The organism is Acetivibrio straminisolvens JCM 21531 (assembly GCF_000521465.1).
GTDB lineage: Bacteria > Bacillota > Clostridia > Acetivibrionales > Acetivibrionaceae > Hungateiclostridium > Hungateiclostridium straminisolvens.
Genome location: NZ_BAVR01000017.1, coordinates 15,603 through 31,689 on the forward strand (window position 1 = coordinate 15,603; position 16,087 = coordinate 31,689).

At 39.4% G+C, this 16,087-nt stretch carries 10 protein-coding genes and 5 pseudogenes; all 15 read left to right on the plus strand.

Annotated features, from left to right (window positions below; translation table 11 throughout):
- Positions 1–460: 460 nt before the first annotated feature.
- The 15 genes and pseudogenes from gdhA (at position 461) to rbsD (ending at position 15,954) form a co-directional block, all read left to right on the plus strand.
- Positions 461–1,795, plus strand: a complete 1,335-nt coding sequence (gene gdhA, locus JCM21531_RS06330) for an NADP-specific glutamate dehydrogenase (protein ID WP_038288405.1) — start codon at positions 461–463, stop codon at positions 1,793–1,795.
- 162 nt (positions 1,796–1,957) lie between these two features.
- Positions 1,958–3,492, plus strand: a pseudogene (guaA, locus tag JCM21531_RS06335) (glutamine-hydrolyzing GMP synthase).
- 175 nt (positions 3,493–3,667) lie between these two features.
- Positions 3,668–4,021, plus strand: a complete 354-nt coding sequence (locus JCM21531_RS06340) for a BlaI/MecI/CopY family transcriptional regulator (RefSeq protein ID WP_038288408.1) — start codon at positions 3,668–3,670, stop codon at positions 4,019–4,021.
- A gap of 2 nt (positions 4,022–4,023) precedes the next feature.
- On the plus strand, positions 4,024–4,938 hold the full coding sequence (locus tag JCM21531_RS06345; protein ID WP_243467316.1) for a M56 family metallopeptidase: 915 nt from the start codon (positions 4,024–4,026) through the stop codon (positions 4,936–4,938).
- A gap of 14 nt (positions 4,939–4,952) precedes the next feature.
- A complete protein-coding gene (locus JCM21531_RS06350; protein ID WP_038288411.1) occupies positions 4,953–5,561 on the plus strand; it encodes a hypothetical protein in 609 nt (202 codons plus the stop codon).
- A 67-nt stretch (positions 5,562–5,628) separates the two neighbouring features.
- Positions 5,629–6,519 (plus strand): hypothetical protein, encoded by an 891-nt coding sequence (locus tag JCM21531_RS06355; protein ID WP_243467317.1) that lies wholly within the window; start codon positions 5,629–5,631, stop codon positions 6,517–6,519.
- 569 nt (positions 6,520–7,088) lie between these two features.
- Positions 7,089–8,121: pseudogene (locus JCM21531_RS06360) on the plus strand (zinc-dependent alcohol dehydrogenase).
- A 45-nt stretch (positions 8,122–8,166) separates the two neighbouring features.
- Positions 8,167–9,138, plus strand: a complete 972-nt coding sequence (locus JCM21531_RS06365; protein ID WP_038288414.1) for a carbohydrate kinase family protein — start codon at positions 8,167–8,169, stop codon at positions 9,136–9,138.
- A gap of 192 nt (positions 9,139–9,330) precedes the next feature.
- On the plus strand, positions 9,331–9,795 hold the full coding sequence (locus JCM21531_RS23600) for an ROK family protein (protein ID WP_279378992.1): 465 nt from the start codon (positions 9,331–9,333) through the stop codon (positions 9,793–9,795).
- 5 nt (positions 9,796–9,800) lie between these two features.
- Positions 9,801–10,406, plus strand: coding sequence for an ROK family protein (locus tag JCM21531_RS06370; RefSeq protein ID WP_279378993.1), 606 nt, complete (start codon positions 9,801–9,803; stop codon positions 10,404–10,406).
- A gap of 323 nt (positions 10,407–10,729) precedes the next feature.
- Positions 10,730–12,226 (plus strand): annotated as a pseudogene (locus JCM21531_RS25040) (sugar ABC transporter ATP-binding protein).
- 11 nt (positions 12,227–12,237) lie between these two features.
- Positions 12,238–13,277 (plus strand): annotated as a pseudogene (locus tag JCM21531_RS06380) (ABC transporter permease).
- A gap of 68 nt (positions 13,278–13,345) precedes the next feature.
- Entirely contained in the window at positions 13,346–14,311 is a 966-nt protein-coding gene (locus JCM21531_RS06385) for a substrate-binding domain-containing protein (RefSeq protein ID WP_038288417.1), read from the plus strand.
- A 36-nt stretch (positions 14,312–14,347) separates the two neighbouring features.
- Positions 14,348–15,516: pseudogene (locus tag JCM21531_RS25045) on the plus strand (iron-containing alcohol dehydrogenase).
- Positions 15,517–15,528: 12 nt separating this feature from the next.
- Positions 15,529–15,954: a D-ribose pyranase gene (rbsD, locus tag JCM21531_RS06400; protein ID WP_038288422.1), complete on the plus strand. Its 426-nt coding sequence runs from the start codon at positions 15,529–15,531 to the stop codon at positions 15,952–15,954.
- The last annotated feature ends 133 nt before the right edge of the window (positions 15,955–16,087 follow it).

The following is a 16,087-nucleotide window of genomic DNA, read 5'->3' on the forward strand; positions in this document are numbered from 1 at the left end:
TGCAATATATGAGCAGTGTTTTTGTTATTTGGTATTGTTTTGAAAATATGGTGTATACAACAGATGAAATATCGTAAACAAAGCAAAATGAAGTTTGTTGGATGATTTCTTGCATAAATTTATAATTGTAAACTTAATAAAAAAAATTGTCAAGCTGTCTAATTCGAGATAAATAGACGCTTCGAACAGAAGGATAAAAGTGGGATTGATATTAAATTTCGAAATTATTCATTTCAACTCTTGCAATTTGGAAATGTTTTTGTTATAATTCAAAATGTCCTTTTGTTAATTCCTCAAACATTTATTTTGAGGGTATACAATGGCGTATACCGTATACAGTACAAAGGTGTATATTGGTTTGGTCACGTTATTACGGGGAGTAATTTGCTGATATATGCAAATATCTCTATTTAATATTTAATAAAAATAAAAGTAATAAAAGATGGGAGAGGAATTTTAAATGAAGTTATTGTCTAATGTGATGGAACAAGTCATTAAAAGAAATCCGAACGAACCTGAATTTCATCAGGCAGTAAAAGAAGTATTGGAGTCGCTGGAAATAGTTGCTGAAAAGAATCCCGAGTACGTAAAAGCAGGAATATTTGACAGGATTGTTGAACCTGAAAGACAGATTATTTTCAGAGTACCTTGGGTAGATGACAATGGAAAGGTGCAAGTAAACAGAGGATTCAGAGTTCAGTTCAACAGCGCAATAGGTCCTTATAAAGGAGGAATTAGGTTCCATCCTTCAGTTAACGTGGGAATTATAAAATTCCTTGGATTTGAGCAAATTTTCAAGAATTCTTTGACTGGCCTTCCAATGGGGGGAGGTAAAGGTGGCAGTGACTTTGATCCGAAAGGAAAATCCGATGGAGAAATCATGAGATTCTGCCAGAGCTTTATGACAGAGCTTTACAGACATATAGGCCCGGATACCGACGTTCCTGCCGGAGATATCGGTGTAGGTGGCCGTGAAATAGGTTATATGTTCGGTATGTACAGAAAAATAAGAAACGAGTTTACCGGAGTTTTGACCGGAAAAGGATTGACATGGGGAGGAAGCCTTGCAAGAACTGAGGCTACAGGTTATGGTCTCTGCTACTTCATGGAAGAGGCAATGAAGACAATCAAGGGTAAATCCTTTGAGGGTGCTACTGTTGTAATATCGGGTTCAGGTAATGTTGCTATCTATGCAACAGAAAAGGCTCAGCAGTTGGGTGCTAAAGTAGTTGCATTGAGCGATTCAAACGGATATGTTTATGATCCGGATGGAATAAAACTTGATACCGTTAAACAAATAAAAGAGGTAGAAAGAAAGAGAATCAGTGAATATGTGAAGTATCATCCTAATGCAAAATATACAGAAGGATGTTCGGGAATATGGACAATTAAGTGTGATGTTGCACTTCCGTGTGCAACACAAAACGAGCTTGACGGAAATGCGGCAAAGGCTCTTGTTGCAAACGGATGTTATGCAGTAGGAGAAGGTGCAAACATGCCATGTACGCCTGAAGCTATAGATGTGTTTATGGAAAATGGAGTTCTTTATGCTCCCGGAAAAGCTTCAAATGCCGGCGGTGTTGCTACTTCCGGACTTGAAATGAGCCAGAACAGCATGAGATATTCTTGGTCCTTTGAAGAAGTTGATGCAAAGTTAAAAGATATAATGGTTAATATATTTAGAAGTGCAAGAGCAGCTGCTAAAGAATACGGTCAGGAAGACAACCTTGTTTTGGGTGCAAACGTAGCAGGTTTCTTGAAAGTTGCAAACGCTATGATGGCACAGGGAGTATAATTTATAATAGATTAAATAAATTCGAGATACAGGGGTCAGAGTCATTTCTTTGACTCCTTTTTTTCTACATATTTTTTATATATGCTATTAATTTTTGTTTTGCATTATGTGTTGAATTTGATATAATAAAACATCATAGTTTTATTTGAAGGAGATGTTAGCTTGAATAATGAATTAATTCTCGTTCTCGACTTTGGAGGACAATATAATCAGCTCATTGCAAGGAGAGTCAGAGAGGCAAATGTGTATTGTGAGGTTTTACCTTACAACTCTTCTATTGATAAAATAAAGTCAATGAATCCAAAGGGGATTATTTTTACTGGAGGTCCTGCATCGGTACTGGATCCTAAAGCCCCATTTTGCGACAAGGAAGTTTTTGAGCTGGGAATTCCGGTTTTGGGTATCTGCTATGGTATGCAGCTTATGAGCTATATGCTTGGAGGAACTGTGGAAAAAGCAGAGCAGCGTGAGTACGGCAAGGTAAACATCATCTTTGATACCGGCAGCAAACTCTTTGAGGGAATCGAAAAGGAATCAACCTGCTGGATGAGCCATACTTATTATGTCAATAATCTTCCCGAAGGATTTGTAAAATGTGCGGATACTCCAATTGTCCTGTGGCAGCAATGGAAAACATCGAAAAGAAGTTGTATGGTGTTCAATTCCATCCTGAAGTTGTTCATACTCCAAAAGGAAGAGATATATTAAATAACTTCCTCTTCAAAATCTGCGGATGCTCCGGGGATTGGAAAATGGCTTCCTTTATAGAGCATTCCGTCAGCAGCATCAGAGAGAAGATAGGAGACAAGAAGGTTCTGTGTGCTCTTTCCGGAGGTGTTGATTCTTCTGTTGCAGCGGTTTTGGTTCACAAGGCAGTTGGAAAGCAGCTTACATGTATTTTTGTCGATCATGGTCTTCTTAGAAAGTACGAAGGGGATCAGGTTGAAGAAGTATTCAAAAACCAGTTTGATATTAATTTAATAAGGGTAAACGCGGAGGACAGGTTCTTAGAAAAGCTCAAGGGAGTCACGGACCCGGAAAGAAAAAGAAAGATTATTGGGGAAGAGTTTATCCGGGTGTTTGAAGAGGAAGCGAAGAAAATCGGTGCAGTTGACTTTTTGGTGCAAGGAACCATTTATCCGGATGTAATTGAAAGCGGAGTTGGCGATGCTGCCGTTATAAAAAGTCATCACAACGTAGGCGGTCTTCCTGACTATGTGGATTTTAAAGAGATAATTGAGCCTCTCCGTAGCCTTTTCAAAGATGAGGTAAGAAAAGTGGGAATAGAGCTGGGAATACCCGAAGATATTGTCATGAGACAGCCGTTCCCGGGACCCGGACTTGCTATCAGGGTTATTGGCGAGGTTACAAAAGAGAAGTTGGATCTACTCAGGGATACCGATTATATTTTCAGAGAGGAAATAAAAAATGCCGGACTCGACAAGGAGATTAACCAGTACTTCACAGTGCTTACGGGAATGAGAAGTGTTGGGGTCATGGGTGACGAAAGGACTTATGATTATACCCTTGCGCTTAGGGCGGTTACCACTACAGACTTTATGACTGCCGATTGGGCAAGGATTCCTTATGACATTCTTGAGAAAATATCGAATAGGATTGTAAATGAAGTTAAGCATATTAACAGAATTGTGTATGATATAACAAGCAAGCCGCCGGCAACTATTGAGTGGGAGTAATAGATAGTATAAAATGATTTATATATTTCTAATCAAAAAGCAGTGGGCAAGGTATTTTAACCTGTCTGCTGCTTTTATTTTTATACCCGGGATATTTTATTGACTCCTATTGACAATATTAGACTACTATGATAGTCTAGACTATAGAGATAGTCTGATTGGGGTGTTAGTTGAAATGCAAAAGCTATTTGATAGCGAAATTAAAGTTATGGAGATTATGTGGGAAAATGAACCGATTAGTGCAAAGCAGATAAGTCTTATTGCTGCTGAGCAGATTGGTTGGAACAAAAATACCACCTATACTGTTATAAAAAAGCTTGAGAGCAAGGGATATATCAAAAGAGAAGAACCAGGCTTTATCTGTACTTCTCTGATTTCTCGTGAAGATGTGTGTAAGGCAGAGACAAAAAGCCTTATAGACAAGTTTTTCGGCGGTTCGAAAAAAGCTCTTTTTTCTGCTTTGCTTCAGGATGAAAAACTCTCTTCCGATGATTTGGATGAACTTAGAAAGATGATTGAAGAGAGGTGAAGGTGTTGCTTTCTGAAGTATTCTATTACCTTTTCAACATGAGTATATCGGCGTCTGTTGTGGGTGTTATTGTTTTACTCTTAGGAAAGATAAAAAAGTTACCGCGGCGTTTGGTACATATATTATGGGTGATTCCTTTTCTTAGAATGTGGATTCCGGTTGGAATTCCAAGCAAATATAGTTTGATGACGGTGATTTCAAAGTTTTTTACTACTAGGAGTGTGGTTTTATATGATGGAGCTTTGAATTTTACCTTTGCAAACTATATTATGGCTGCAGATAATTACTTTCCGATTACTTACAAGGTGAATATGATTGAAAGCTTAATCGGTATTGCAGCGATAGTTTGGATTATTGTCGCTATTGCTCTGGTTTTAGTTTTCTCAATACTTTACGTTGTTACAAAATCTGAATTAAAAGATGCCGGTCTTTTACGGGATAATATTTATGTTTCGGATAAAATAACCTCGCCTGCAATATACGGTGTTTTCCGTCCGAAGATTATTGTGCCGAAAAGTTATGAGTTACGGGATTTGCATTACGTTGTAGCCCATGAATCGGCTCATATTCGCCGTAAGGATAATTTGTGGCGTGTCATTGCCGTTATTTCCGCTTCTATTCATTGGTTTAATCCTTTCGTTTGGTTGTTCTTAAAAAAGTTTTTGGAAGATACGGAACTTGCCTGTGATGAGAAAGTGCTGGCAGACTGTGGAGAAGATGAGAAAAAGGCTTATGCACTGGCTCTTGTTGATTGTGCGGAAAGCACAAATGTTTTTGTCTCACCGTTTGGTGGGGCAAAGATACGGGTGCGCATCGACCGCATTCTGTCCTATAAAAAGCTGTCAATCATTTCGGTTGTAAGTTTTATAGTATTTGCTGCTGCAATCGGATATGTGCTTCTGACAAATGCTTCTTAAAAAGGGGGGAGGATATGAAAAGAATCCTTTATACTTGCTGCGCCGTAGTGTTTTTTATTCTTATGCTGTCCGGTTGCGACAAAGCGGAACTATTGCCCGATGAATGGAAGGAGCTGAAATATGTAGCCGACAGTTTTACATTGAAGGATGCAAAACGTGAGGGTTATGTCGTGATAGAGGACGGTGATGCAACTTGCGGACAAGAAGCGTGGCAGAATTTTGTTGATTTGTCCTCGAAGAAAATACCTTGCAAAATCCGGGTTGTTCACTATTACACAATCGGAGACCCGTCGGATTACGATCCGGAATATTATGAGAGCATAAAAGATGATTATCCGATGATGTTTATCTTAGAAGTTGATTATAACGGGGAAACATTTCGTGTGGTCCACTACGAAAAGGAAAAATTGCATGCGTCGGAATATAAATATCTTGTAAAGTACGAGGGAGAATCCGAAAATCCCTATTCTACTTTTACTTCGTTTGCAAGATATGTGCTGGTAAATGATGATAAAGTGACTTGGGACGATATTATGCATGGAGTTACCAGTTCCAGGCTGGAGGATTATATTCCGTTCAGAGAAATATATGCTGATTTGGTTTATAAGGAGGGGTATAAATGACTCAATTTAAAAAGTTTTATCTGTTTTCTGTGATTGGAGTGTTAATTGCATCGATTTATCCATTTTTATGGGGTTGAAAGTTATTGATGATATGGTACGGGACGGAACGGTTTTGGCAGAAAACTATCCTAAGTACATAATACCGTATACACCAATTAGTTTGGCAATTATAGTTGCTGTTTTATTATTACCGGTTATGATGAAGTATGCCAAAAAGTTTGCATTGGCAGTAGCTACAGCAATATCTCTTCTGGTCTTCTTTGTATCGGAACTTTTGCTCGAGAATATGGTCATTGTTACAGATACTATTAAGACAACTCTTGAAAGCTGGCAAATGTTTATGTGCTATGTACCGCCGGAAAACTTTAAGACAAGGACATGGAGGCCGGTTGATGTGCTCATTGGAGATTACAGTCCGGCATTTAAAATTCACTTTTATGCTATTTCAGTAGTTCTAATATTTGCTCTTGTAAACTGTTTTTATGGTTTTGCCCAAATGATTATTACAAAGAATAAAAGTAGGCTAAAGGCGTTGGTTATTCAGTCGGTATTGACTGCTTTATTTCTGGGACTATGCATTTTTGCATGTTTTACTGCATTTTTCAGGGATGGAGAAATTACGGTATCTGCAATTTCTGCGGTGCTTATGAGCTTGTTCTTTGTTGTGTTTGGCGTGACAGCAGGCGTATATGCCGGTTCGTTTCTGCTTGGGAAGAAGAAAACGCTTTCGGTATTGCTTCCATCGTTTGTAGCATCAGCTGTTACAATTGTTATGTATATCGGTGAGATGGTGCTTTTAAGTGGGCATTTGTACCGTTTTGGCTCCGGATTTTTATTTGATGGCTTGCCGGGTATTGTACTTGCGCCGGTAGATATTTTGGTTATTGCGGCATCGGGATGTATAAATGCTGCTATATGCAATGTTTTCAGTAAGCAAAATAAGAACTTTGAAGTTTGAGTACGAGTTGGTTAGATGGAAAAATATTTGATATCTAATCGATGAAAATAGCACATGTTGATAGCAAAAGAAGATATAAACATAATTGATTTTGGTTGATTTTTACTAAAAAAACTGTAAGCTTGTCGTAGGCAAAAGTATTGGGACAGGAGTGAAGTTAATAATTAAAAAAGTGCAGGAATTGCCTGTACTAAGAAAGGTTAAATGAAATATATGCAAAAAGGCAGGAAAGGCAGAGTGGTAGAAAATGATGAAATGAGCAAAGAGTTTAAAAATTTCACCTGAAACCGTTAATACTATTCTTAGGTTGTTGTATAATGGCGTTAAATATTAGTGTGGTGTTTTAAACTTTGTTAACTAAGTCTTTATTTTAAACAATGCTTTATCAAGAAAAATATGAATTTAAAATCCGCTTATGTTGTTTATAGGCATAGGTGGATTTTTATGTCAGCAAATAATACCAACAAAGTGCAAATAATAGAAAATCAAAGATATTGACAAGAGGGGGTAAAAAAGGTTATACTTAAGTTAGTTAAGTAAGTAAATTAAGTAAGTCAGGGGGCATGTTTATGTTGCAATCGGTAATGGTATCTCCCGGAAAGATTGAGTTCCGCGAAGTGGAAAAACCGGAATTAAAATCAGGTCAAGTACTTATAAAGGTTATGAGAATTGGCATCTGTGGTTCGGATATTCATGTAAATCATGGCAAACATCCTTTCACAAAGTATCCGGTAACTCAGGGTCATGAAGTAAGTGGAAAAATCGTTGAAGTTGCAAAAGGTGTGGAACATCTGAAAGTTGGCCAGAAAGTGACTATAGAGCCGCAGGTTGTATGCGGTAAATGCCATCCGTGCCGTACAGGGAAATATAACCTTTGTGAAGAACTAAAAGTTATGGGATTCCAGACCGTTGGAGCAGGCAGTGAATACTTTGCTATTGATGCTAAAAATGTAACACCTGTCCCTGACCATCTTTCCTATGACGAGGCAGCAATGATTGAACCTTTAGCTGTTACCGTTCATGCGGCGAACAGAGTTGGTGATGTTAAAGATAAGGACATTGTGGTGATTGGCGCAGGTCCAATAGGAATCTTGCTTGTACAGACCCTGAAAGCAAAGGGTGCAAGGAAGGTTATGGTGACAGATATAAGCTGTTACCGTTTGGAATTAGCGCTAAAATGCGGCGCTGATTTTGCAGTCAATACCAAAAATGAGGATTTCGCAGAAGCTGTGCTCCGTTGTTTTGGACCTGACAAAGCCGACATTATATATGACTGCGCTGGGAATAATATAACAATAGGCCAAGCCATACGCCATTCCCGTAAGGAAGCATAATTGTACTGGTTGCAGTATTTGAGAATATGGCAACGGTTGACCTTGCAACGCTTAATGACAAGGAGTTGGATTTGAATACAACAATGATGTATCGCCATGAGGACTATTTGGAAGCCATTGAGCTTGTTGAGGCGGGCAAAGTGAGCTTAACTCCATTGATGAGCCGGCATTTTGCTTCAAGGACTGGGAAAAGGCTTATGAGTACATTGACAATAATCGTGAAACTACTATGAAAGTTCTAGTTGATGTTAATAATGATGAGGATTAGAATTAATTTGAATAAAAAATTAATTAAATAATTGGGTGGGAATTTATGCTTGATGTGATTGCGGTTGGAGAATTGCTGATAGATTTCTTGCCCGCTGGTACGAATGAAAATGGATTGCCTCTTTTTTCATCAAATCCTGGCGGTGCTCCGGCGAATGTTCTTGCAATGCTTTCAAAACTGGGCGCAAAAACCGCCTTTATCGGAAAAGTAGGAAAAGACGGTTTTGGGCAGTTCTTAAAAGCAACTCTTGATAATGCCGGAATCGATACAACCAACCTCTTGATGAGTTCAAAGGAAATGACGACTTTGGCGTTTGTTCATCTGGATAAGAAGGGTGACAGATCCTTTAGTTTTTATCGAAAGCATTGTGCTGATGTCAGTTTGGATGTAGGTGAAATTAATAAAGATTTATTAAAAACATGTCGTTTTTTGCACTTTGGAGCTGTCTCTTTAACTGATGAGCCGAGCCGTACTGCGACTTTAGAGGCTGCAAGAATTGCAAAAGAAGCCGGGGCGATAATCTCATATGACCCGAATTACCGTCCGGCGTTGTGGAGTGATGAACAAGAAGCATGCAAATACATGTTAAAAGCAATGGAATATGCCGATTTGGTGAAAGTTAGTGAAGATGAACTTTTTCTTTTGACCCAAAGCAGGGATTTTTTCCAGGGGGCAGGCAAACTGCTTGGCCTCGGTCCGTCAGTCATCTTTGTTACTTGCGGCGAAAAAGGCTCTTACGTTTTTACTAAAGCTTGTCATGCCTGCCATGGCGGATACAATGTAAAAACAGTTGATACTACAGGAGCTGGAGATGCGTTTGTGGGAGCCATGCTATGGCAGCTAAAAGATATGTCGTTGGAAGAGATATCCAAGACATGCTCGCAGCAATGGGAAAACTTTCTGGCGTTTTCAAATGCTGCCGGTGCCATTGTAACTACTAAAAAAGGCGCAATTCCTGCAATGCCTGATTTAGGTACGATAGATACTTTTGTAAGAGAAGCGTCCAATGGGAAGTAAAAAAATGAAATATGTGCCTTGTTTGCTGGTGTAAATACAGGAAGGGAGGGGTAAAATGAGCAAGTTTACAAAGCTTGATTTAAACAGTGTAACTACCAACAATAGAATAAATGTCTTCAATTGCATTCTTGAAGGAAATAAAATAAACAGGGCTGTTATTGCAAAGAAGTAGGTCTGAGCATTCCGGCGGTCATGTCCATTACTGAGGATTTGATTGATAAAGGCATTATCTACGCTGTTGGAAAAGGTGAATCTAGCGGTGGGAAACGCCCTGAATTGCTTGCGGTAGTACCGGACAGGTTTTTCTTTATCGGAGTGGATATAGGAAGAACATCTGTCAGAGTAGTTGTGATGAACAACTGCAGGGATATTATTTACAAAGTAAGCAAGCCCACGGAATCGGTGGAACCTGAAGAATTAATAGGTCAGATAACCGAGATGACTATAAGCAGCATAAACGAATCCAAATTACCCCATGACAGAGTTGTTGGCATAGGTGTTGCAATGCCCGGTTTAATTGAGAGAGGTACCGGCAGGGTACTGTTTAGCCCGAACTTTGGATGGAATGATATTCCTTTGCAAGATGAGCTTAAAAAGAGACTTCCTTTCAATGTGTTGGTTGAAAATGCAAACCGTGCCCTGGTTATAGGGAGATAAAGAATATGCAGCCCAATTCTACATCTTGTATTATTGGGGTAAACCTTGCATACGGTATCGGATCGGCAATAGTTTTGCCAAACGGTTTATATTATGGAGTAAGTGGAACAAGTGGCGAAATTGGCCATATTATTGTTGAAAATCACGGTTCGTATTGCTCGTGCGGCAATTATGGATGTATTGAGTCCATTGCAAGCGGTGAAGCAATAGCACGCCAAGCTCGTATTGCAATTGCGAATAAAATACAAACCAGCATTGTGGAAAAATGCGATGGTGATTTGAAGAAGCTTGAAGCCAAAATGGTTTTTGATGCCGCAAAAGAAGGTGATAACTTGGCTGAATCCATAGTCAAAAAGGCGGCTGATTATATAGGCAAAGGCTTGGCAATTGCCATAAACATGCTTGACCCTGAGCAAATCATTTTGTGCGGCGGTTTAACGCTAAATGGAGACTTCTTTATAGACATGATTAAAAAAGCTGTATCCAAGTATCAGATGCGTTATGCCGGGGGAAATGTTAAAATTGTTGTTGGTAAGAGTGGACTTTTTGCTACTGCCATAGGCGGTGCATGGATTGTAGTAAATAATATTGACTTTTTGTCAAATAACTAAGTACTTACACAAATGAATTTTATTATAAATTTTATTATATATTTTTTTGCGTCCAATCTGTTTTGTGCCTAAATATCTAAATTCAAAATAGCCATTGACTTTATGTAAACAAAGGGGATATAATAAAGTTATAGTTAGTTAAGTTAACTAAGTAATTACCCTCTTAGCAAATACTCATAATCATTTTTATCCTTTGCATAAAAAAGTCAGATATCAATTCAAAAATTATACTCTAATTATATTCTTACAGGAAATACTTAATATAGACCGCTTATTGGCAGATGAAAACTATGGTGAAGTTGGTTAACCGAGGAGGAGCGTACATGAATAATGCTTTACTGTTGGAAGTTAAAAGTCTCTCGAAAGTATTTCCGGGGACACGGGCACTAAATAGTGTTAGCCTTGAAGTAAGAAAGGGTGAGGTACACGGTTTGTGCGGAGAAAATGGAGCCGGGAAAAGTACTTTAATGAATATTGTTGGTGGAGTTTTTCCTGCAACTGAAGGCATTATGAAATTTGACGGTAAAGTTTTCAATCCCAAAAATCCAAAGGACTCTCAAGATGCCGGAATAGGTTTTGTTCACCAGGAGCTTTGTTTGTGTCCGCATCTTTCCGCTGCTGAGAACATCTTTATTGGGAGACTGCCAAGCAAAGGCGGTAAAATCGATTTAAAAACTTTATGAAGACGCCGATGAGATACTCCGAACTTTGGATGCCAATTTCAGCAGCAAAACTCTTGTGAGTAATTTAACAGTCAGTGAACAGCAACTGGTTGAAATAGCAAAATCTATTTCCCTTAATTGTAAGCTCCTTATTTTGGATGAGCCTACCAGTTCCTTGACTGACAAGGAAACCGCAAAACTGTTTCAGGTGGTCAAAGACCTTAAGAAAAAAGGCATATCGACGCTGTTTATATCTCATCGCATGAAAGAAGTGTTTGAAATATGCGACCGGGTCACGGTTTTAAAGGATGGAGCGTATGTTGGCTGCATGAATGTTTCCGAAATTGCGCATGAAGATGTAATAAGAGCAATGGTAGGACGTGACCTTGGTGAGCTTTATCCGGATAAGGCTTCAAAAATTGAGGAAGATAGCTATATTATTAAGGTCGAAAATTTAAGCGGGAATGGATTTGATAACGTAAGCTTTACATTAAGAAAAGGAGAAATTCTAGGTTTTGCAGGCTTGGTAGGAGCAGGCCGCAGCGAGGTAATGAGAGGATTATGTGCAATAGACCTATACGGAACGGGGAGATTTATCTAAATGGTGAAAAACAAAAGTTCAAACGTTATAGGGATGCAGTAAAAAGGGGAATTTGCTATCTTACGGAGGACAGAAAAAATTCGGGTTTGTTTTTGCATATGAGCATAGCAAAAAATATCAGCAGTGCAAACCTTGAAGCTGTTTCAAAACGCGGATGGATCATAAAAAAACGTGAGTACAGTTTGTCAGACAAATATGTTAAGGCATTGTCAATAAAAATTCCGGGATTGTCATATCCTATCAGTAATTTGTCCGGCGGCAATCAACAAAAATGCCTGATTGGGAAATGGCTTTCAACAAATCCCAAAGTGATAATTATGGATGAGCCTACAAGGGGTATTGATGTGGGTGCCAAACGTGAAATTCATAATCTGTTGCGTTCATTAAGCGAACAAGGTGTTGGTGTAATAATTGTTTCCAGTGAATTGCCGGAAATCATCGGTGTGGCTGACAGAATTGCGGTGATGCATGAAGGAAGACTGGCAGGATTCCTACAGGGAGAACAGGTATCTGAAGAAAATATAATGAAATTGGCTTCCGGAGCAAATTTGTCATAGGAGGAAAGACAATGAAAAGCAAAATAACGGGAATAGTAAAAAAGCTATTTTTACAACGCGAAGTAACTGTATTTTTAATAATTGGTTTGGTTGTGGCAATTACTTCGATTATTCAACCTAAGTTCTTAAACTCGAACAACATGAGATCAATAGCATTAAGTGTTTCTGTTGACGGCTTGTTTGCAATTGGCTTGACTATGGCATTGATTTTAGGTGGAATAGAGCTGAGCGTAGGCAGTGTTGCTGCTATGACATGTGTCATAACGGGTTACCTGGCATTGCAGGGTGTTAACATTTGGGTTGCTTGTGTTGTTAGTATTGCAAGTGGTTTGGTTGTAGGTCTTTTCAATGGTTTTATGATTTCAAAAATAGCTTGCCGCCGTTTATTGTCACATTGGGTATGGAGAATCTTGCACGGGGTATGGCTTATATTATAACAACGGGCTCGCCGCTTTCTGTCTCAGGATATTTACCTCAGTCATTCCGCTATTTTGCGACAGGCTCGATTTTTGGAATACCTGTGCTCTTCATAATATTTATAATTATTTCAGCAATTGCATTTATCTTTTTGAAATATTCGAAAGCATGCAGAAATATATACTATGTCGGCAGCAATGAAAATGCCGCAAGACTTTCAGGTATAAATGTGGACAGAGTGAAAATCGGTGTATATGTAACAATTGCATTAATCTCCACATTGGCAGGCATATTGTCATTGGCACGTTTTAATGTTGCAACTCCTGAACTCAGCAAAGGCGCCGAAACCACGGCAATTTCTGCGGCTGTTATCGGAGGAACATCAATGACGGGCGGTTCTGGAGGTGTTTTGGGAACCGTTATGGGAATTTTCCTGTTAAAGATAGTTAATTCAGCACTTGTTATGATGAACATTTCAGTTTACTGGCAGGAGTTTGTGCAAGGCGCAATACTTGTACTGGCTGTTACAATTGACTATCTAAGTCACCGCAAGAGCGGAAAGGCAAGTTTTATAATGAAATTTTTCGGATTGGACAAATTAACTGCAAAATCACAAGCAAAATCTTCTAAGTGAATTTAATCTTAAGGATTTTAGTGCATCATGCACTGAAAGATAATAGCAAAAAATAAGGAGGAAGTCTTATGAAAAAGCTCTTTGCATTAATCCTTGCAGTAACACTGTTGTTTACATTTACAGCATGCAATTCAGGTACCGGTGCAGGTGACGGACAAGCAAACGGTTATGTAGGCAATCCTTCAGATGAGTACTACATGGTGACTTTCCTTTCCGGTATAGACTATTGGAAGTACTGCTTCGAAGGGTTTGAGGACGCAGCAAATGCAATTGGCGTAACCGCAAAATATACCGGGCAGACAGATACTGACGTTGCAGGTCAAGTTGCAGTACTTGAACAAGTTATTGCTCAAAAACCAAAAGGTATAGCAGTAACCGCAGTTAATTCCACTGCTTTGGCAGATACAATTAATTCAGCTATTAAACAAGGTATTTCAGTTGTATGCTTTGACTCTGACTCTCCTACTTCAAACCGTTCCGCATATCTTGGAACCGGTAACTATGCAGCAGGCCAAAAGGCAGCTGAGTTTTTGGTACCTTTGGTAAACAATAAAGGCAAAATTGCTGTGCTGTATACAGTCGGAGCAGAGAACAGTGAATCCCGTGTTCAGGGGTTTGAAGACTGGTGTAAGCAAAATGCTCCTGGAATCTCCCTGGTTAAAGTTAATGATGCGGGTGACACAACTGTTGCTACAGACAACCTCGCTGCTGCATTGCAGGCAAACGACGATATCGTTGGTGTATTCTGCGTAGACGGTGTTGCAGGTACTGCAGGACCGACAGCAGTTGCAGAATCAAAGAAAGATTTGAGAGTTCTTGCGTTTGACGTTGACGTAACGGTTCTTGATAAAGTTAAGAGCGGTGAAATTGACGGTACAGTTGCCCAGGGAATGTACAATATGGGTTACTGGAGCATGATGATGCTCTATACAGAAGCAAACGGTCTTTCGGACAAGGCTCTTCCGGGTAATCTTGACACAGGTGTTGTAATAGTAACTAAGGATAATGTTGATGAGTACTATCCAAAGAAGTAAAAGTAAAATTAAATCAACATGAAAGGAAAATAGATTATGAAAGCTTTTAACTATTATGCACCTACTGAGATTGTTTTCGGATGCGGCAGAGTTCTGGAAATTGGCCAAATAGCTGCTCGATACGGTAAAAAAGCTTTGCTGGTAACCGTACCGGAATTTCCGGAAGTAAAAGAGCTCTATGAAAAAGTAAAGGAATCCCTCCAAAAAAGCGGTTTGAAGGTAGTGCATTTTGACGGCGTTATCCCAAACCCCACTACTGATGTTGTAACGGAAGGAGCAAATATTGCAAAGGCATTCGGTGTTGATGTGGTTATCGGGTTGGGGGGAGGTTCCTCAATGGATACTGCAAAAGCCATTGCGGTTGAGGCAACTCACCCGGGGACTGCTTGGGATTATAATTGCCATACTCCAGGGCCTACATCTGCAACACTACCATTATTGCAATAGGGACAACAGCGGGAACCGGAAGCCAGTGTACCCAATGTGCTGTTATTACAAAAACAAGTGAACAGGATAAATCGGCAATCTGGCACAGAAACATCTTTCCCAAAGTTGCGATAGTTGACCCCGAGGTAACAGCTACGATGCCCAAAAGTGTAACTGCACAAACCGGTTTTGATGCGTTCTGCCATAATTTTGAGGCATATCTTTCGGTCAACACAAGTCCGCTGGTTGAGATGATGGCGATAGAAGCGATTAAAATAATTCGGGAATATTTGCCGAAGGCTTTGGAAAATCCGAAGGACATGGAAGCCCGTTCGAAGATGGCGTGGGCCGACACGTTGGGGGGACTTACCAACTCCAACGCAGGAGTAACATTACCCCATGGGCTGGGAATGCAAGTTGGGGGACATGCTCCCCATGTATCTCACGGTCAGGCTTTGGCAATAATATATCCCCAATTTACAAGGTACACATATGCATGGGCAGTTGAAAAGTTTGCAAAAGTTGGAAGAATACTTAATCCGGAATTGAATGAACTTTCTGATGAAGAGGCGGCAAAAGAAGCCTGTAGGGCAATTGATGATTTTCTTAAAAAAATAGGTTTGTGGATTGGATTTAAAGATATGAATGTAACTAAAGAGCAAATTCGTCAAATAGCAGACGATGGCCAGGTTTTAGGGGACTATCTCAACAATCCTCGTGTAGCAACAATTGATGAGATGTATGAAATTCTGATAAATTGCTATGAGCGCAAAGAATGAGGTGGACGAGAATTGATTGAAACAGGGATTTTAAATAGGGATATTGTTGCAGAACTTGCCAAAATGGGACATACGGACCGCATTCTTATTGCAGATGCAGGACTGGCTATACCCAACACTACAAAAGTTATCGACATTTCACTTGATATAAACGTTCCTACAACTATCGATGTATTAAAAGTACTACTGAAACATTTCAGTGTTGAAAAACTCATTCTAAGTCAGGCAACAATTGATGTAAGTCCATCAAGGTATAAAGAATATTTGAGTTTGTTTGACAAAAACATGCCTTGTGAAATTGTAGAACACTCTACTTTGCGCGATACTCTTACAAAGGAAGTTAAGTTTGCAATTCGAACCGGCGATTTTACTGCAAATTCAAATATAATTCTTGTAAGTGCCGGAGGCCCCCGCTGGTACTGTGAGAATTTGGAATGAGTTTGCTTTTCTCAAAAAGCACTTGGGAGAACCTTCACCCCAGTGCTTTTTTGATCTATAAGAATTAATCCCAACACATAAATTGGCAAGACGGTATTCTTGTTAATTATAGCCGCGTATGCCAAAATGATAT